The following is a 19,642-nucleotide window of genomic DNA, read 5'->3' as shown; positions in this document are numbered from 1 at the left end:
CCGTAAAAACAAGTAATATCTTGTAATTAATAGTATGGCTAATAAAATCTAAAGTTTGCGGATTATTGAGTCCTTGCTTTTTTTGTGGTTGCCATGTAAGTACTCCACCATTAGTAATAATTTCTATAAATTATTGTACTAATATATCCTGCCCAAACTTAACAAAGAGAACAAGAATATGAAGACGTTGAGGGATTTTTTAATACCTTGAATCCATTTAAATGGTGTAATTCCATCAAAAATCTCATAAGCCTCTTCGCGCGTATATTGATTAAGTAACTCTAGTTTTTTCAAAGCTCTTTCTCATTTGTATTATTAATATCGTTTTTACCAATATACATAATATTTCTTTCTGAACAACGGTAAAGCTAAAGACCCAATTCCTTAGAACCGATATAATGAATAAATTTATTTAATACCGTATCATATACTTAGCATTAGAAAAGGAGTCCTACTTCATGGCCTTACATGAGTTCACACGAAAAGAATTAGATACTATTTTAAGAAATGCTGTTGGCAAGACTCTTGGAGAGTCAGATGTTAATAATGTTTTTGCAAGAACTATAAAGTCACCTAAGATTACTGGTATAGCTGGAGATGTTGTTGAACAATCTATTTTAGGATATCCACCCGATACAGATAAGAACCCTGATTTAATGGTTGATGGTATTGGGACAGAACTAAAAACCACAGGAATCCGCCGACCTAGGGAAAATAGTAGGTCAAAAAATTCTGTTGATTTGATTTACGAGGCAAAAGAGCCCATGTCAATTACAGCTGTAACACCTGAATCAATAACAGATGAAGAATTTGAAACCTCGAGCTTCTGGCGCAAATTAGAGCACTTATTATTGGTTTATTATCATTACGACTCTTTAGAAACTGTACCTGCTGCTGAATATGCAAAGTTTTTTATCAAGGGCTACCACTTCCATGAGTTTTCTGATGAAGAGAAGGAAACCCTAAAAAATGATTGGCTTATTGTTCGTAATTTTATACAACACTTAAAAGATACATACAAGGATCCTACAACAGAATATTCTAGAATTTCTTCTGAACTTAGAAAAGATCTAATGCTCATAGATACAGCCCCTAAATGGCCCAACCGCCCTCGTTTCCGTTTAAAACGCACAACTGTATCAACTTTAGTGCAGAAGCATTTTGGAGCTAAACTTGAAAAACTAGATGATACTTACTCAACATTTAAAGAATTAGAGGAGGAACTACACAAACTTACCCAGAAATATAAAAATAAAACAGTTGGAGAGCTTATGACTCAATTTAATATCCCACCAACTAAACGCGGATTGGCGCCAAATTCTATCTCTGAACAAATTATTGTAAGAATGTTTGGTGGAACAGCAAAAAAACTTAGTAACATTGAATTTTTCAGTAAGGTTGGAATTATTCCAAAATCCATTGTTCAAACAACTGAAGGTCTTCGGACAGAAGACACTAAATTTTGTGAAATAGACTTTAAAGAATGGTGCGACGAATCAATTGAATTTGAAAATTCATTTGTCTATAACTACTTCCATGAAAAACAATTTCTATTTATTATTTTCGAAGAGCCTACATCAAAGGCTCCATTAATGTCAAATAAATTCCTAGGATTTAAACGTCTTTCTATAAATGATTCAATAATTGAAAGTAAAATCAAACCTGTCTGGGAGCAAGTTCGATATTTAATTAATAATGATAAATTGAAAGAAACACCTGTATTAGATAAAAACAATAAACCTACAATCAATAAAAAATCGAATACGATTAGGAAATCTGTTAATTTTCCTAAATCAAAAGATAGTGCATTTTTCCTTAAAGGGACAGGTGGGGATGCCTCAAAAAAAAATCATTCCATTAATGGTATCAATATATATTATTATAATTTATGGCTTCGTGGAGATGTTACGGTATCTATGCTTAATAATATTGATTTTATCTAAATGGATTTTAGGATTGGATGAACAAAGAATTTTAAAAGAAGAATGTCACACGCTCTCTCCAGCAAACCAATGTGTAAGCGTTTCTAGAGAAGGAGGCTATAATATGCCTCAAAATGTATCCAACCATCCCGTCAGCACTTGGTTTACCCTAAGGTTTTCGTAATCAGCTGGGCACAACGACCGTGTGATAAAAAAATCGGCGATAAGAAAGTGCCTGACCCCACACGCTTTAAAGCACTAGTTATGTGGGATTAGGCACCTATTTTTATTAACTGGCGATAAATCAATCGGTTAGCTTGACCTCAAACACTAATTCACTTACCATCTCATCAGTATGTGGCAATACTAGTGGTGTCTGGTTAGTTTTTCTTTTTCCCTGGGGTCCGATTGTAGATGGTTTTAATTATTTGTATCTATTCAACTGGTTCAGATTGTTCTTGCTCATTGAGCCCTTTCCAAACAGAAATAATAAATTCTGAGTCATCCGGGGGTACCCACTCAGATTTGGCTTGATTCAAGTTATCCCAATTATAATACTCTAAAACAGTGGAGTTTTTATGATCAAGTTCCTGTTGCAGTTGAATACCATATGCTGATTTCACTATATTTAAAAGCCTTAGAGGCATTTCAATAGTTTCTTTCCCTTGTAGATATTCATAGGCAGCAAACGACTTGGAACTTCCTTTTTCATAATCCGGAGGCATTTCTTCTTCAAATGTATATTGAAATACAAACTTTTTGTTACCTTTTACATTGCATAGCCTTTCAATCTTATGATTTAAGGTTAATACCTTTTTAAGCGCTGCTACTGTCTTAATTTCTCCTTTTTTATTATGTTCAGTCATATCGAAATCGTGTATGCAGGTATATTGAATTCCAAAATTATTTAGGACGTTCAATACAACATACATTGTGCCTTTGCCTGCACAGTTTACAACAGATGTTCTATTGTAAATTTCACTGTCCAAGTCTCCACTACTAACTAGCTTTTCCCCGATTAACTTTAATGCAACAACCTCGGTATCGCCTTCGACTAAAATTACATTTTTGGCAAAAAAGATTTCATTAACATACGGGTTAAATCTTAATAATGCTTGAAATTTATCTTTTTCATGACTTGGCAAGCCATAAATATCTGAGTTTACCTGACTAACTATAACATTTTTATCCTCATTCAACGAAAGCTTTGCTAATGTCCTGTGAGGCTTAGATAAATCAATGAAGTTCGGAGAATGTGATGTTGCCAAAACTTGAAAGAAACCCTCATCTGCCAGGCTATAGAGTGTTTCCTTAAATACTCTGGCAAGGTGAGGATGGAGATATAACTCGGGTTCTTCAATAGCTATTATTAAAGGGCGATTTACTCCTTTATCCTCTCCCTGGTATTTTTTCATGTACATTTTAAACCCTTTAAGTATTGAAAGCATAAATGTCCGTTGCACTCCATTACCCTGATGCGCCAGCATAGTTTCTAACCCATTAAAGTCGAAATTAGGTTTCAAGGAAGTACTCACTATTTCGTCCAGCGGGTTAACATCCACACTAAATCTAATTGTCGTTGAAGTAACTTCTTTTAAAAAACCTTGCACTTCTTCCTCAAAGTATTTGATTTTTTCGTTATCATGTGAATTGATTTTATCTTGTAATAGCTGTGTTTTCTCTTTAGCTTCTTTATATTCATCTAGTCCTCGAATAACATCTTTATACAAAGCGTACAAAGTTTTCATATAAGGAGAAGAATCTTTTATATCATCATTGGCATTTTTCACCGCTGGTATGTAGATTACCTCGGGAAACGCGCTTAAAAAATGGGTTCCATTTTTTCCCCCTCCCATTTTCCCATTCCAGCCTTCGTTACCTAGATCATGTTCCTCATTTCCCGAAAGTTTTGAAGCACGTTCTACCTTTTCTCCCAAACGATATACTGCCCTTACGATAAACTTTCCAGTTGGTTCATGAAGCGACGCTCTAATACCATGAAGATTAATTTCTTCATCTGTTAAATCTGAAAAAGTAGCATGAAAACTAACTGGATTAGAAGTGTTGTGTCGATGATAAAGGTTTTTTTCCAACATTGTGTCGCTGGATCCAAACTTACACAATGCTTCTAATACCGTACTTTTACTGCAGTTATTAGGGCCAATAATTATAGATATATTTTCTACGTCTAAAGCTAGTTCCTTAATGCCTTTGAAATTTCTTATAGTCAGCTTTGTTAGTTTCATAAACGCACTCCCCCTCTCCGATATTTTACAATATATTACAATATATTCCTATTGATTGTTGAAAATCCTAATTAAAACAGTGTACATAACATTCAAAAGCTTCTATTAACGACAGAGTTAAGTCCCGAGTGACCAGAGCAGCTACCTCTGCACAAAACCCGTCGCTTGCTAGTTTCGCCAGAAGAGAAATAGGGTTAGAACTTAACCGTGGGAGTGCCTTAAGTCACGCTAAATAAGAGGTTGGTGAGCTGAGGCGATGCAGAAAGTGAACGGAGCAATCTTTCTGCAAGGTCTTTATAATGTCATGACCGTAAAAAAAAAGTGCCTGACCACACACGCTTTAAAGCTTTAGCTATGTGAGGTCAGACACCTATTTCTTTAAAAACACTAATTCTTTATAATTCCTTTTGGCTATCATATTCCAATCCCTGAATATCCCTTTCTCAAGGCGTATTCCTATAGCGATTAACAAGGTGGATATTTTGAATCTCACTCAGCCACTCCTGAAAAGTATATGAAGCACTGCTTGAAATAACTTCAACTACAAAATTCATTCAAAATCTAGTAAGATATCCACTAGAGGCATTTATACATGGGGGTAAAAAAATGAGCGTATTATACGTAAAGAATTTAAGTCACGGCTTTGGTGATCGTGCGATTTTTAATGATGTGTCTTTTCGTCTTTTAAAAGGGGAACACGTTGGACTTGTTGGGGCAAATGGTGAGGGTAAGTCTACTTTCATGAATATTGTAACTGGCAAGCTGCAGCCCGATGAGGGCAAAGTGGAGTGGTCACGAAAAGTACGCGTTGGTTATTTAGATCAGAACTCTGTACTTCAAAAAGGGACGACGATGCGAGAGGCTTTGAGTACTGCCTTTCAATATCTATTTGATGCTGAAGCAGAGATCAATGAACTTTATGGAAAAATGAGTGATGAAGGTGCTGATATCGAGGCACTACTTGCTGAAGTTGGAGAGCTGCAAGAAACGTTGGATAGTAACGACTTCTATCAGATTAACTCAAAGGTTGAGGAAGTTGCGCGTGGTCTGGGATTAGACGATGTCGGACTGGATCGGGATGTAGATGATCTGAGCGGCGGGCAGCGTACGAAAGTTTTGCTGGCTAAGCTTTTGCTGGAAAAGCCTGAAATCCTCTTGCTGGATGAGCCTACGAACTATTTGGATGAACAGCATATCGAATGGCTGAAGCGTTATTTACAGGAATATGAAAATGCTTTTATCCTGATTTCACATGATATTCCATTCCTGAACAGTGTGGTTAACTTGATTTACCATATGGAGAACCAGGAGTTGAATCGCTATGTTGGTGACTATGATAACTTCTTAAATATTCATGAAATGAAGAAGCAGCAGCTGGAGTCTGCTTACAAGCGCCAGCAGCAGGAAATTGCCGGTTTAAAGGACTTTGTCGCCCGCAACAAAGCAAATGTCGCGACTCGTAATATGGCGATGTCCCGCCAGAAGAAGCTCGACAAAATGGAAGTGATTGAGTTGGGGAGAGAAAAGCCGAAGCCGGAATTCCATTTCAAAGAAGCCCGTGCAGCCAGCCGCTGGATTTTCACAGCAGAAGATCTTGTTATTGGATATGATGAACCACTGTCCCGCCCGCTGAATTTAAAAATGGAACGCGGACAAAAAATTGCCTTCGTTGGTGCTAACGGTATTGGTAAGTCTACTCTCTTAAAAAGTATTCTTGGGCTGGTTAATCCGATTTCGGGTAAAGTCGAACGCGGTGAATATCAACACCTCGGTTATTTCGAGCAAGAGGTGAAAGAGGCCAACTATAACACTTGTATCGAAGAAATCTGGAGCGAATTCCCAAGCATGAACCAGGCTGAAGTCCGCGCTGCACTTGCAAAATGCGGATTAACAACCAAGCATATCGAAAGCAAAGTCGAAGTCCTATCCGGTGGCGAAAAAGCCAAAGTCCGCCTGTGCAAAATCTTAAACACAGAAACGAACTTACTCATTCTGGATGAGCCTACCAACCACCTGGATGTCGACGCAAAAGAAGAACTAAAGCGTGCTCTAAAAGCCTATCGCGGAAGTATATTGATGGTATCTCACGAACCTGACTTCTATCGTGAAATTGCGACCGATATTTGGAATTGTGAGGATTGGACTACGAAGGTGTTTTGATTGTTTTTGGATACCTAGTGAATTTAGATTAATGCACCTAGGTACCCCATTTTTATTTACCAACATTCTTTAAAGAAATCTTCTCCTGATAAAAGCCCATCCAAACTAATGTTTGAATGGGCTTTTTTTATATTCATATTAATTTTGGAACCCTTCAACATGTGATTCTGCGGAAACATATCCACCGGCTTCATATACTCCACTTTATTATACTTCAGACCCAGCACCATTCTTCGCCAATGTCAACGGGTTGCAGGACACATAAACAACTTTCTTAGGCTTCACTATCAAAGTAGGTTTCAGCTACGCCTGATCCAGCCTATTCCTTGGCCGATTAACCACGATGAGTCCTTCCTCCAACTTATGTTTTCCATTTTGGCACCAGGACTTCAGCTTTGCCTGTTTCTTATTTAGCGTGTTTGATGTTGCGTTTTTCTTGGTGTCCGGGATAGTTTTTTTGAATGATGTCCATGCCGTGGTCTTCACCTCTTTTACCGCGAGAAGAAGGTGCCTACTCACAAATCTTTTATGCATCAACTAATGTGGGATCAGGCACCTATTTCGAAAATTAATATTTTATCATTCCAAAAAAAGAACGCTAGTACCTTTTTAAAATACGGTTTTTTAACTGCTCTACTGATAAATAAATACCATTTTCCTTCCGATGAAGCATCGCATGGCAGTTCGGACAAACGGGGATTAAGTCAAGAATTGGATTTACTTCATAATCCTGTTGTATTTCATATAGCGGAATTATGTGATGGACATGAATAAAGTCTTTTCCCACTCCTCCATATGTATCTTCAAAATTTAAATTACAGACTTGGCATTGTAACCCATAATGTTCAATACATAGCTTCCGGGCGATAGGGTTACGCTCATATACATTCACAGTAACTGATTTACGTTTTCCTTCTTCCAATGATCCAGGGACTTCATCGGGATAATAATCTTTTGTTAAATCATGATTAAAGAAAGACAAGATATAATCTCGTAGTTTCCCAGTAACTTTCTGTGGACCTTGTATATTTCCTCTCACACCATTTTCACGTAAGTGGACTAATGATAGTTCAGTAGTATCAACTTGGTCAATTAAGCGAAAACAGGACCAAGTCCAAGTTTTTGATTGCTTAAACTTTTCTTTATCTTTCCAAAGAGTTTTGTTGTATTCAACTTCATCAGGGTGAACAAGCCCTTTAATGACCTCTACTTTATAGCATATTTTTCGCACATTATTAGAAAGGTATATGAATACAATGTCGCCATTTTCATAATTAGCTGATCGTCTCCAATGGATTTTGTCATAATTACTAAAAGCTCCTGCCAAGTCATATTCGTCTGGATTGGATGGAACTAACCAAAAACGACGAGCATTGACATGCTCTCTCTCTTCAAGTTGCTTACGACGTTTAAAGGCCATTCGTTCAGGTGCAACAAATCTGTATTCTTCTTCTTTACAGTAATAAGGAATGTTATAAACATAACCTCGCTCAATTGCATTAAAGCTGGCATTTCTATTTTGTTGTAGATGTTTCGAAAGAAATTCTGCTGCTTTTTGAATATCTGTTGCTTCCAATATAGTCTCATTATTTCTATAAATTGTTATAGGGGTAGCCATTTAGTTGCCTCCATTTTCTGATTATATCCCTTATCTTACATTATAAAAGTACCTCTAACATTAAATTCTTCTGTTGTATAGTATTTAATTGCATAGTAAAGGTATGTAATCTTTTCTGAAAATGAGTTCAATCTTAGTCAAACACAATAGAGTAAGGATGATGAATTTGAAACCTTTAAAAATATCAAATTACAAGTTAACGGAACTATCGTAACAGAAGAATTGATTTATAAAAGTTGAATGTTACCGATTAACATGAACATTTTATAACAAATTTCCCCACAAAGAAGGTGCCTGCCCTCACATACTTTAAAGCATTAGCTAATGTGGGGTCAGACACCTATTTTTAATAGTTACATTTTAAAATATTTACTTTTTTAAGTTTTCCTCGTACATTTCTTTCATCATTTCAGCAATTTGTTCATTATCATAACTTTTACCTTGATATTCAGCTTCAGCTACTTTAGCCATCACTTCTATATAAGAAACCGCAAGAGCAGTTGTTAATATTGATGCTGTAGCACCACTAATTAGACCGCCTGCAAAAGTACCTACTCCAGGGATCAGTTTGAGTAAATTTGATACAATATATCTACCCAAAAATGCCGCTCCTCCACTGCCTCCTATAGAGGCCACAATTCCACTAAGTAATGCCTTGTCTAAAGATATTCCAAATATTGCAGTGATATGAGCTAACATACCTACTTGAATTGGAACTAACACAGCAGCATCAGAAAATGGTATTGGTGTAAATCCCGCTCCAAAACTACTAGCAATATACCCACTTGACCATACTCTGGCTTCTTTTACCTTTTTTTCAATATCTACTTTTTGGGCATTATTAAAAGACTTTTTTACTGCTTCTGGTAATACTTCATATGTTTTACCTACTAACTCTTTCAAGCCATAGGATGGGATAGTAATATCTTTTGATATTCTAAAAGGTTCTGCCAGCACAGGTTGAACAGTTTTTACATTTAAGTTTAATTCCTCAATTGCCTTTTTGAATTCAAAAGAACTTTCACCAAAACTTTGTGTCATAACAAGGATTACAGGTACATTTTCAGCAAAAGAATTTATTAACTCTAATTCAAGTTCTTCTATCCTGTTTGAATTAGAATTTATACAATACCAAATAGCGTGGATGTACTCTTTTTCATCGCCTTTTATATAAAGTTCTTTTATTTTCCCATTAATCTCATTGATAATTTCATCTTGGACTTCCTCTTTTAATTCTAATCCCTTGGTATCATAGATAGTAAGAGGCATTCCGTTTTTGATAATCTTTCTTAGATGTTGAGTTACAGGTTGTCCAATACCGGTTTCCGCTAGATTTTCTCTAAATACATTATTAATTAGCGTACTCTTTCCTATCCCTGTTTTTCCAATTATCATAATATTAACAGGCATTAGCTTGTTAATCTCATCTTTAGTCTTATTGAAGATATCTTCAATAATGCTAGATCCAGTTTGTGTTGTCATAATATCACTTCCTAATGTTTATAGAAATTTAAACTTTTAATGAGATATATTGGAAATTTTTACTTTTATTTTAATTTTCAAGTAAATATTTCTAGTTGTCAATGATTTTTAGCCAAGGATTAATTTTTCTAAACTAAGAAATCGCTCTCCACACTTCTCCCTGTGCCTTGTATAATAATAGACCTCCAATTAACCCCAAAAAGCCTGGCCCCCTACACGTTTATACCTTAGTGCGCCGGGGGCCAGGCCTTGTTTTGTCATACCAATCATCAACTAGCACTCTTCATCTGTATTTTTGAACGCGCTGATTTTTTAGCACGGAGTCGGAAATAGGTGACCGTGAGTGCAAGGACGAGGACTGTGCCTTTTACAATTTCAAATGCGTAATATGGTAAATTCAGCATCGTCAGCCCGTTGAGGAGCACTCCTATTAAAGCTGCTCCAAAGAACGTGCCTAACGCATTGGGTTTTCCTGCTCCAAGAACAGAGAATCCGACGAAGACAGCGGCTACAGCCTCCATCAGCAAGGAAGCCCCGGAATCTATTTGTCCAGATCCAACCCTGGATGCAAAGAGAATACCTGCCAGCGATGCAAAGATCCCGGATACTACATAAGCAAGGGTTTTCACCTTATTCACATTGGTTCCTGACAACCGGGCTGCCTCTGCATTCCCCCCGGTCATATACAGGATTCTTCCCCACCGGGTTTTATTCAATACCACGTAAACAGCAGCCACCAATATCAGCATTATGATCACGGGGACAGGAATTCCCCATAGTCTTCCCTGCCCAATCCAAAGGAAATTTGGATAAAACTCTCCAGGTGCCTTTCCTCCAGCTGTCAATTCCATGTGGCTGTAGATAGAATATCCCTCAGTGTATGTGCGGTGCAGGCCTGAAATGATATACATGACCCCTAAGGTTGCCAGCAGATCGGGTATTTTAATTTTTACAATAAGAAGGGAGTTAAACAGCCCCACCGCGGCGCCTGCCAAAATCGGAAGAATCAGGACTAGCCAAAGCGGGAGCTCAAACCATACCATCAAAGAAGCTGTTAAGACCGTCGCAAGGGACATTGTGGACCCTACCGACAAATCAAATCCATCCACAATCAGGGTAAATGTCACTCCTAGAGCCAGCAGGGTGACAATGGAGATGGAACGCAGAATATCGGATATATTACCGTAAGAAAAAAATGCCGGGTTTACGATGGTGAAATAAACCAAAATCAGAGCCATCAATAGGATGGCACCATATTTATATACAAACTGAAACACTTTGCTGCTCATCACTTTCCTCCTTCCCCCCGCTCGCATATAGCAGAATTTTTTCCTGTGAGGCCTCTTCCCTTGATAATTCTTTTACAATCATCCCGTCATACATCACTAAGATTCGGTCTGAAACAGTCAGGATTTCTGAAATTTCATTAGTTAGATAGAGAATACCCTTACCCTGGTCCGCAAGGCTTTGGATAAGGTCGAAGATTTCCTTCTTTGCACCAATGTCCACGCCTTTGGTCGGTTCATCGAAGATATAGAGGTCACTGTCTGCTCCTGTCCATTTTCCGATCGCCACCTTCTGCTGGTTTCCTCCGCTTAAATGGAGAACCGGATCCGTTGTCCCGCCTGTTTTAACACCCAGGTTCTTAATAATTTTTTCCGCGTGGCTTTTCTCTGATTTTTTATTCATGAAAAGAAAAGAGGAAAACGATTTTAGATGAGGGAAAGAAAGATTATGTTCAATCGACTCATTGATAAACAATCCCTCTTTCCTTCTTTCTTCCGGGATTAAAACCACACCGGCACGTATCGCATCCGCCGGGCTTTTAAAGGGACCTACTTCTCCATTCATCTTCATTTCACCTGATTCTGTTTTCGTAAGGCCGAACAAGATCCGCGCCAGCTCTGTTTTTCCTGCTCCAACCAGCCCTGCGACTCCTACTATCTCTCCTCTTGAAACCGAAAGACTGGCATTTTTCACTAACCCGCCATCACTTATCCCATCGACCTCTAACAGTTTCTTCCCGGGTACCGTTTTTTGTTTTTCTGTGATTTGAATGTCTTTGCCAAGCATTGCCTCGACGATTTCCTGATGGGTTGCTTGAGTTGTTTTAAAGGTCTGAATGGTTTCACCGTCTCTCATGACGGTAATCCGGTCACTTATTTCAAATACTTCCGGCAGCCGGTGGGAAATGAAGATGATGCCCATCCCCTGCGCCTTCAGCTTTCTCACAATGTTAAAAAGATACTTTGTTTCCTCGATCGACAGCGGGGCAGTCGGTTCATCCAAAATGATGATGCCCGCATCTTTGACCAGGCCTCTGGCGATCAGTACCATTTGCTTTTGAGCGAGGGTCAGCTCAGAGACATATTGGTCTACAGCTATTTGCTCTTCATTCAGGAGAGCAAGAATTTCTTCTGCTTTTCGCTTCAGCTCCTTTTTTGAGACGAAAAAGCGGTTTCCTCCGGCAAAGGAATCAAGCAGAATATTCTCCGCCACTGTCAGCTGCGGCACCAATGCCGTATCCACCTCCTGGTACACACAGTGGATGCCCAGATCCTTCGCCTCTTTTGGTGAATGGATCGTGACTGGCTTTCCGTTAAGATAAATATCGCCTTCATCATGGCTGTAAGCACCCGCCAAAATTTTGATAAGCGTACTTTTACCCGCACCATTGGCCCCCAATAAAGCATGTACTTCTCCAGAGGCCAAATGGAGTCCAGCTCTCTTCAAAGCCTTTGCTGCACCAAAGCTCTTGGATATATTTCTCATTTCAAGTAGTGATGCACCCATCATGCTGCCTCCTTTAAAAAGGAAAACATCAGGCGGCCTTTAACCTAAGGCTGCCTAATGTCCCTCTGTTATTTCCCTTCTTCCAATTCCTTCAGGGTTTCGGTATATCCCTGGTCGCTGTTGCCCCATCCTTCCACGTATTCATTCAGCTCCGTGGTTGTGATTTGCTCTTCCGGGAGGTCATCTTTTGATACGAACACCGGTGTTAATTTAACATTGTCAGGAGTCTCTTCTCCGGATAATTTTTGATAGGCATAGCGAACCTGTATTCTGCCAATATCCTTTGGATCAACAGCTGCAGTTGCCACCCAAGGAGAATTCTTGTCCTGAATCATTTGCAGGTCTTCATCACTCATATCGATTCCGTACACTTTGATATCTGTCCGGCCGGCCTGCTGGATAGCACGCACGGCTCCTTTGGCAAATTCATCCCATGCTGCCCAAACTGCTGTAATCTGCCCTTTCTCCGGATACTGCTTTAAAATGGCTTCCATTTGTGACTGAGTATCCAATGCTGTGTTCTGCGTCGCTGCTCCAAATGCCGCGACCTCTTTAATCCCCGGATTCTGTTCAAGGAATTCCTTATAGGCAACTTGTCTTCGCTCCATCGGCGCAAAGCCGGCTACCCATATTTTAACGATATTTGCATTTCCATCTGAGTCCTCAGCCAGTCTCTCAAGAGTGCTTTTTGCCATCTCCTGGTCACCCTGCTCAAGCACGGTCACACCCGGTTCACTAACCTCTGCGTCAAAGGCAACCACTGGGATTTTTTTCTCGACCGCCTTTTGGACTCCGGCCGCCAATGCTTCTTTTGTGCCATGGTCTATTAAAATAGCATCAAATCCCTGGTTGATCGCTGCATCCAGGTTTGAAGACATTTTCGCCAGGTCACCATCAGAAGTAAAAACTGTTGTAGTTCCGCCGAATTTCGTAACCTGCTCCTTCACACCGTCAATATACTGAGCAGAAAACGTACCAAGATTCTGCTGCATAATTAATGCGATCTTTTTATCGGTAAGCTCGTTTTCATCATTGGTTTTATCGGCCGCCGCCTCTCCCTCGGTGCTGACGCCTGTCTTTGGCTGGCACCCTGCTGTAAGCAGGATAACGACAAAAATACTTAATAGAAAGCTCCATTTTTTATTCTTCATTTTCTCTCTCCATTATTGTTTTTTTTAACTTTTGCTTTGAACCCTTTGATGCTGACCTGTAAATCACTCCTTTTATGATATAAAAAAGCCTCTTTCTGCGTAGAGAAAGAGGCTGAAGATTATATATCGAATCTCCACACCTCTTATCTCCCAGAAAAGAAAAATCTCCTCTGTTGGAATTAGCACCGTGCCTTAAAGGTATTTACATACCGGCGCAAATCTTGCTGCGCCCCGTTTCACAACGGAATTACGGTCGGTTGCTGGGCTTCATCGGGCCAAATCCCTCCGCCTGCTCTCGATAAGAGTTGAAAGCTTGCTATTAATTTTGATTACCTGTGCTGAATATTATCATCAAAATTAAATGTACGCAATATGTTTTTTCAATTTTATAAATTTTTATGAAAGAAGGTGAGCTGGAAGAAGGTCCGGGCGAAAAAGAAAGTGCCTGGCCCCGTACACTTTAATGCATTAGCCAATGCGGGGTCAGTCACCTATTTTTATGGGGTCTGGTACCTATTTTCAGCGTTAAGGAAATATTATAAGCGACCTCCTACCAGCACTTTAATCCTGCACAGAATGTGGGGGCAGGCACCTAGTTCCATAATTTTTTTTCTAAAGTAAGATACGTTTATAACAACTCTTTATTAAAGAAATTTAAAATAGTATAATTTATGGATGTTATTACCATTATGTTTTTAGAAAAGGAAGAGGATATTTTTGAATATACCTATTAGGGATTATCTAGACCAAACAAAATATGTTACTCAAGAGCTAATTGCCCTTCTAAACAAGGTTGATAATGATTTGGCACAATTAACCCACACGTCGGCCATGATTCCGTACTACCAGCAAAACTCAAAAATGTATAATGACTTTTCTAATATGTTAAGGGCTGAAGGTCAACCAGAGGAAGCATTTGACTATGTCATAAGAGCTGTAGAACATGCTAAAACAGCAGGAGACTACCAAAATCAGGTTCAAGTAATCCAAGCATATTATAATAACGCTTTGCTCATAAAAAACAGCCCAAAACAATCCCTTGCCCAAGCCATCCTACAAATAGGAAAACAAGGTATTTCATCAAGGTATGGTAAGAAAAAAAGTGATTGTTCGAATGCACTAATAGTTTCGGATAAGACCATCCCAGTAAAATTTGGTGTCAATATTTTAGACATAATTTGGGAAGGCAGAAACCAATCAATACACTATGAAGATAAACAATTTAATACACCTACTAAAACATGTTTTAATACCTTACTCAATGACTCCGATAGTAGATGCCAAGCCTTACTTGGATATAGTAATGGGGAAAATAAAGCCTACGAAATAATTGAAATACTAGAATGGACGAACTACACTAACTTTGAAAGAGATTTATTGTCCCTTTCAATTTAATAAATTTTCTTAGCCATCCAACCTAGACTGGCTTTTTTTCTCTTTTTCCCTCCAATACTGAGATAAATTATTCACTTTAGTCCTTCCTGCATATATTTTTTTAATAGATAAAGTAAGATAAAAAGAAGTATCTCTGACTTCTTTAGAGATACTTCTTTTTAAGATACAAATCACTAATCAATCGTCCTAACTTGAGATAATAAATAATTGTATTTGTTTTTATGTAGTATAGGCTTTGTCAATTTTATTACATTATAGTTATCTAACTTTGAAAGATACTGTAGATTTTCAGAAATTGTCACAAAAAAAGTTTGACTTGGGATAGTTAAGAAGTATTTTTCTACTTCTTTAAATGTGGTTTTTATCGTCTTCTTATCGACTTCATTCTTAACAAATGAATCAATCCCAAATGGAATAGTGTAAATCCCAAATTCAGCAATTAATCTCATATAAGTTAAGTATAGTGCCAGCAATGTTTTATTGTTGTCCATTCCACTCCCCTTAACTTCTCTATAATTAAAAAATTCAACTTCGCTTAATATGGTACTTCCAATACGCAAATTAATATCGTTTATTATTTCGTAAAATCGCTTTTCAATTTCTGACTTTCTGTTTTTTTGATCTTTTTTTAGTGCATTAATTTTCTTTGCTAATTCTTTGCCATAGTCTACTAACTTTTCTTTTTCATCAGATAATTTGTCTATAGTTTTTAAAAATTCCTCATTCGCCAGTCTCTTTGATTCTAAATCAATAAATTCTTGGAGAGTCAATATTTCTTGAATTTCTTTCTTTTTCCTAGTAATCATTCTATACTTGCTATCAAGATCTAAAATTTCATCTTGTAATACTTCAATTTCTTGTTGTAAAACTTCACTTTGTTTTTTATTCATATCAAGCATGTTTTGTATTTCTAATACATTATTATTTAGTTTAAGTCTTGTTAAGGACTGTTCCAAGGTTAAATGCGAATGACAATGGATACATTCGAACTCTACATCTTTATAGTTTTTCTTATTTACAGCCTTGATTTTTTCTAATTCAATATTATCTTGGTTATTTATATCTTGTTCGGCTTTTTTAGCAAATATCTTTTTCTTCTTTGAAGATATTTCATTTGAAATCCTACTAAGCTGATTTAGAGTTATATCAAATGTTTCCTTTAATTTATCAAATTCATAAGGAGAGGTATCTATCATTTCGACTTTGTCTGAATATTCTGTTTGGAGACTGTTTAGAACATCTATTTTTGATGAATATTGATTTATCTGTTTTTGATTTTTGGTCTTTTCATTCTCTTTTTCCAAAATGGCCCGATTTGAAATACCCAGAGTATATTCCAAAATATCCCCGGGTATATTAGAATATCTTCCTAACGAGTCAGAAGAGTTTTTAATAATATAACCATTCCATGATTTATCTTGGTCCAAATAAAATGGTGTTAGTATTTCTGTTGAATATGCAGAGGAAAGTTCCTTAGTGCTCGATGATTTTAATTTTAATTTCATTTCAATTGAAAGTTTTCCTTGAAGCCATTCTGAAAACTCTTTAAGATCTAATGCCTCTTCAGAATCTGTAACATAAAATAACGAATTATTTCTTATAATATAATATGAAGAGCCATTTATAATAACATCCAATCGAAATCGCATAGTTTTGTAGTTCCACCCATTTGGAAACTGTTTAATATCATACCCCAATGCATAATATAATGATTTTATTAAACTTGACTTACCGATTGTTGTGCCGTCACTCGTAATTACATTTGTATTTTTTGAAAAGTGAAATTCATTTGCCACTTCGCTTTCATAATCTAGAATAATCAGTTTCTCAATTATCATATTATTTCACTCATTTCTGATAAGACTTCAATAATAATTGCCTTCTTGGAAGTTTCATTTAAACTATTAAACTTTTTATTGTTATTGCATTTTAGAATAGCGTTATTAATAATTTCATCCTCTGTCCCTGTGAATGCAACGAGATCTTCCAATTCTTGCTTTGCGATATTCTTTTCAGTAGAATACAAATGCATAATTTTAAGCTGTTCTTTCTTCACCTGTTTCTTCAAAAAGAAATTATATGATGTTGATTCAAGAAGGTTATCGAATGCATCAATAGTTGAAGAGAGTTTGAATATTTCTCTGAGGTCTCCTTTTAAGATTTCCTTTTTTTTATAATCCTCTTCGCTCTTTACAATATATTCACTTTTTTGATCAATAAGCGTAAAAAGCTCATTTATTGCAACCTGCCCTCGCTTATTGCTAACATCTATTTCCTTTAAGGCCATCTCCCCTAATAATACCGGAATAGCCTCATTCAACTTATCCTTAAAAGGAGGTATATAGATATAACTGGATAACAATTTTTCTTCAAATTTATGGATATTCTCCTTATCCTTCAATTCTTGCAAAATAGTCTTTCTTTGGTCATCACTATAAGAATATAGTGGAGTACAAATATTTCCATCCGAGACTTCTGTCATGCTTTTTAAATCTGACTCTACAAATGTTTTAACGAAAATTTTAAAGAAGGAATCTTCGTTTCCATTCCTCAGATTTTTTTCAAGTATTGATTTACCTTCTTTACTATTTAAGATTTTTTTTAAAGATAACTTCTGACTCTTTACTTGAATATATGCCTCATAACCATCATATTTAACTTCAAAGTCATCCTTTGCTTCGACTAGAATATGAAAGTTTGGTTTATCAAAATTCTTAATTGCTATGAAAGTAATTGCTGCCTTTTGAAAATTAAAGCCCTTTATAGCAACTGCACCGCCGTTTTCAAAATCGCTCATTTAGATTTCTCCCTGAACTTAATTATATGTCTATGGTAATTGATTACAGTTTTTATATCAAATCAATCATTTTATCCAGGTAGGCCTAGAGAGTATAGCTAAACAGATTTTTCTTTGTAATAGTCCCTATTTTCTTATGCAGTAAGGATTTTATAACCGTCAAGTAGAATGACACATCTCTACTTAATAATTTGAAACACTTTTTTCCCAGCCTCCACCCCGGTTCCATCCTTCGAGTGAAAATAAAGATTTCCGGCTGAAAAAGAACAATCAAAGATAGGATAAGGGTTTGTACCAAAACAGGCGCAAAACCGATTCTGAATCGGAAGAGTATATTTTTTTGGAGGCTACATCCTCTGTTCAGTATTATTAATGTCTTGCTACTCCACACCCTCTCAACCTGCATTCTATATCGCCTAAATTTTTACCGTTTAAGACAAAATTTTGCCCAAACCCGGCGTTTTCACAAATTTCGATTCACTTTATTCTCCCATAACTTTATTTTTTATGATAATAATGTTCTGCTATTCCCTACTTTTCTTCCTGCCTTTTCACACTCTTTTTTCCAAACCTTTACAGGCCTTTTTTTCACCCTATTCCAACGTAAAAAGGATGGGATTCCTGGGTCCCACCCTTTCTTTCACTTTTGCTTTTCACAGGGGTTTGTTTTAGATGTCAGGAGTTTATTTTGCCTTTACATCCTTAATACTAACTCACTTACCACTTCAACATGCGCAGTCTGCGGAAACATATCCACCGGCTGCATATACTCCACTCTATACTCCGGATCCAGCACCGCAATATCCTTCGCCAATGTAGACGGATTACAGGACACATACACAACCTTCTTAGGCTTCACCTTCAAAATCGTTTTCAATAACGCCTGATCAAGCCCGGTTCTTGGCGGATCAACGACAATTACGTCCGGTCTCCACCCTTCTTTCATCCATTTCGGAAGCAGGACTTCGGCTTTGCCTGTTTCGTATTTGGCGTGTTTGATGTTGTTGCGGGCGGCGTTTTTCTTGGCGTCCTGGATGGATTCCGGGATGATGTCCATGCCGCGGACTTCGCCAGCCTGGTCTGCGAGCCAGAGGCCGATGGTGCCTACGCCGCAGTAGGCGTCTGCGACTTTTTCTTTGCCTGTGAGGCTGGCGGCTTTTTTGACTTCGTTATAGAGCTTGACGGTCTGCTCGGGGTTGAGCTGGAAGAAGGTCCGGGCGGACAGCTCGAAGGAGAGGTCCCCGAGTGTTTCCTGGATGTATTCTTCCCCGTGCATATGGCGCGTTTCTTTTCCGAAGATCAAGGATGTTTTTTCGCCGTTGATGTTTTGCATGATTGATTTGACCTGCGGCAGCCTTTTGGTGATTTCTGTGATGAGCTGCTCTTTTTTCGGCAGGTCTTTGGTTGATGTGATGATGACGATCTGGAGCTCGCCGCTCTGGATGCCCGTCCGGGCCATGATGGTGCGGACGGTTCCCTTTTTCGTCTTTTCATTGTAGACAGAGATGCCGATTTTGTTCATGACCTTTTTGACAACACCGATCGCTTTGTTGGTGTGCGGATGCTGCACGACGCATTGCGGGATGTTGATCAGGTTATGGGAGTTGAGCCCATAAAGGCCGGCGATGATTTTTCCATCCTCCTGGCCCACCTGGAAGGACGCTTTGTTGCGGTAGTTCCAAGGATCCTCCATGCCGATTGTGTCACGGATATCGAGACCTGCAACCGGAAGCTTGGTATGGCGTTCGAGCGCCTGGATGACGATGTCGCGCTTTTCCTGCAGCTGCCGGTCATAGCGGAGATGCTGCAGCTGGCAGCCGCCGCACAGCTCATACACCGGGCATGGCGCCTGGACGCGGTACTCGGATTCTTTGCGGATCGTTTTGATTTTGGCTTCGGCGAACTTTGGGCTCACCTTTGTCGCTTCGACGACGACCTCTTCGCCAGGCAGTGCACCTGGCACGAAGACGACCTGTCTTTTAAAATAGCCGACGCCCTCGCCATTGATGCCGAGCCGCTTGATTGTGAGCGGGAAGGTCTGTTTTTCTTCTATTTTCACGGTTTGTTCGTTTTTCATC

At 38.2% G+C, this 19,642-nt stretch carries 12 protein-coding genes and 1 riboswitch; of the genes, 3 read left to right on the top strand and 9 right to left on the bottom strand.

All coding sequences use genetic code 11. From position 1 onward, the window contains the following. The first annotated feature begins 458 nt into the window (after positions 1-458). Complete coding sequence (locus N288_RS03775) at positions 459-1,943, top strand: MutH/Sau3AI family endonuclease (RefSeq protein ID WP_009792076.1); 1,485 nt, start codon at positions 459-461, stop codon at positions 1,941-1,943. Between the two features lie 413 nt (positions 1,944-2,356). Here the strand turns inward: N288_RS03775 and N288_RS03770 are convergent, their stop codons facing one another. Continuing rightward, complete coding sequence (locus tag N288_RS03770; RefSeq protein ID WP_009792077.1) at positions 2,357-4,168, bottom strand: ATP-dependent nuclease; 1,812 nt, start codon at positions 4,166-4,168, stop codon at positions 2,357-2,359. A 606-nt stretch (positions 4,169-4,774) separates the two neighbouring features. Between N288_RS03770 and N288_RS03765 the strand changes: the two genes are divergently transcribed. Then, complete coding sequence (locus tag N288_RS03765) at positions 4,775-6,328, top strand: ABC-F family ATP-binding cassette domain-containing protein (RefSeq protein WP_009792078.1); 1,554 nt, start codon at positions 4,775-4,777, stop codon at positions 6,326-6,328. 598 nt (positions 6,329-6,926) lie between these two features. Here N288_RS03765 and N288_RS03755 read toward each other — a convergent pair. The 5 genes from N288_RS03755 to N288_RS03735 form a co-directional block, all read right to left on the bottom strand. Beyond that, entirely contained in the window at positions 6,927-7,946 is a 1,020-nt protein-coding gene (locus tag N288_RS03755) for an HNH endonuclease (RefSeq protein WP_009792081.1), read from the bottom strand. Between the two features lie 369 nt (positions 7,947-8,315). Next, the gene (locus N288_RS03750; protein WP_009792082.1) at positions 8,316-9,428 is read right to left on the bottom strand and encodes a YcjF family protein; all 1,113 of its coding nucleotides are present in this window, start codon (positions 9,426-9,428) and stop codon (positions 8,316-8,318) included. A 269-nt stretch (positions 9,429-9,697) separates the two neighbouring features. Beyond that, a complete protein-coding gene (locus tag N288_RS03745) occupies positions 9,698-10,717 on the bottom strand; it encodes an ABC transporter permease (RefSeq protein ID WP_009792083.1) in 1,020 nt (339 codons plus the stop codon). Next, the gene (locus tag N288_RS03740) at positions 10,686-12,224 is read right to left on the bottom strand and encodes a sugar ABC transporter ATP-binding protein (protein WP_009792084.1); all 1,539 of its coding nucleotides are present in this window, start codon (positions 12,222-12,224) and stop codon (positions 10,686-10,688) included. Before N288_RS03740 ends, N288_RS03745 begins: the two co-directional genes overlap by 32 nt. A 65-nt stretch (positions 12,225-12,289) precedes the next feature. Then, complete coding sequence (locus tag N288_RS03735; RefSeq protein ID WP_009792085.1) at positions 12,290-13,372, bottom strand: sugar ABC transporter substrate-binding protein; 1,083 nt, start codon at positions 13,370-13,372, stop codon at positions 12,290-12,292. 140 nt (positions 13,373-13,512) lie between these two features. Further along, positions 13,513-13,677, bottom strand: a riboswitch (SAM riboswitch). A 412-nt stretch (positions 13,678-14,089) separates the two neighbouring features. On the opposite strand from N288_RS03735, the gene N288_RS03730 reads away from it, so the two are divergent. Continuing rightward, positions 14,090-14,767 carry a hypothetical protein gene (locus tag N288_RS03730; protein WP_009792088.1) on the top strand — a complete coding sequence of 226 codons (678 nt, stop codon included), beginning with the start codon at positions 14,090-14,092 and terminating at the stop codon, positions 14,765-14,767. A 173-nt stretch (positions 14,768-14,940) separates the two neighbouring features. Here the strand turns inward: N288_RS03730 and N288_RS24210 are convergent, their stop codons facing one another. The 3 genes from N288_RS24210 to rlmD form a co-directional block, all read right to left on the bottom strand. Further along, complete coding sequence (locus tag N288_RS24210; RefSeq protein WP_009792089.1) at positions 14,941-16,605, bottom strand: coiled-coil domain-containing protein; 1,665 nt, start codon at positions 16,603-16,605, stop codon at positions 14,941-14,943. After that, complete coding sequence (locus tag N288_RS03720) at positions 16,602-17,564, bottom strand: coiled-coil domain-containing protein (protein ID WP_009792090.1); 963 nt, start codon at positions 17,562-17,564, stop codon at positions 16,602-16,604. Before N288_RS03720 ends, N288_RS24210 begins: the two co-directional genes overlap by 4 nt. Positions 17,565-18,258: 694 nt before the next feature. Further along, on the bottom strand, positions 18,259-19,641 hold the full coding sequence (rlmD, locus tag N288_RS03710; RefSeq protein ID WP_009792092.1) for a 23S rRNA (uracil(1939)-C(5))-methyltransferase RlmD: 1,383 nt from the start codon (positions 19,639-19,641) through the stop codon (positions 18,259-18,261). Position 19,642: the final 1 nt, after the last annotated feature.

This window comes from Bacillus infantis NRRL B-14911, from assembly GCF_000473245.1.
Classification (GTDB): domain Bacteria; phylum Bacillota; class Bacilli; order Bacillales; family Cytobacillaceae; genus Bacillus_AB; species Bacillus_AB infantis.
Note: the sequence above shows the minus strand (reverse complement) of the source record. Positions and strands in the feature narration are given on the sequence as shown.

What these genes read in the sequence shown, in the direction of transcription:
- N288_RS03775 (WP_009792076.1), top strand. Translation starts at nt 459, where the DNA reads ATGGCCTTACATGAGTTCACACGAAAAGAATTAGATACTATTTTAAGA.
- N288_RS03770 (WP_009792077.1), bottom strand. Translation starts at nt 4,168, where the DNA reads ATGAAACTAACAAAGCTGACTATAAGAAATTTCAAAGGCATTAAGGAA.
- N288_RS03765 (WP_009792078.1), top strand. Translation starts at nt 4,775, where the DNA reads ATGAGCGTATTATACGTAAAGAATTTAAGTCACGGCTTTGGTGATCGT.
- N288_RS03755 (WP_009792081.1), bottom strand. Translation starts at nt 7,946, where the DNA reads ATGGCTACCCCTATAACAATTTATAGAAATAATGAGACTATATTGGAA.
- N288_RS03750 (WP_009792082.1), bottom strand. Translation starts at nt 9,428, where the DNA reads ATGACAACACAAACTGGATCTAGCATTATTGAAGATATCTTCAATAAG.
- N288_RS03745 (WP_009792083.1), bottom strand. Translation starts at nt 10,717, where the DNA reads ATGAGCAGCAAAGTGTTTCAGTTTGTATATAAATATGGTGCCATCCTA.
- N288_RS03740 (WP_009792084.1), bottom strand. Translation starts at nt 12,224, where the DNA reads ATGATGGGTGCATCACTACTTGAAATGAGAAATATATCCAAGAGCTTT.
- N288_RS03735 (WP_009792085.1), bottom strand. Translation starts at nt 13,372, where the DNA reads ATGAAGAATAAAAAATGGAGCTTTCTATTAAGTATTTTTGTCGTTATC.
- N288_RS24210 (WP_009792089.1), bottom strand. Translation starts at nt 16,605, where the DNA reads ATGATAATTGAGAAACTGATTATTCTAGATTATGAAAGCGAAGTGGCA.
- N288_RS03720 (WP_009792090.1), bottom strand. Translation starts at nt 17,564, where the DNA reads ATGAGCGATTTTGAAAACGGCGGTGCAGTTGCTATAAAGGGCTTTAAT.
- rlmD (WP_009792092.1), bottom strand. Translation starts at nt 19,641, where the DNA reads ATGAAAAACGAACAAACCGTGAAAATAGAAGAAAAACAGACCTTCCCG.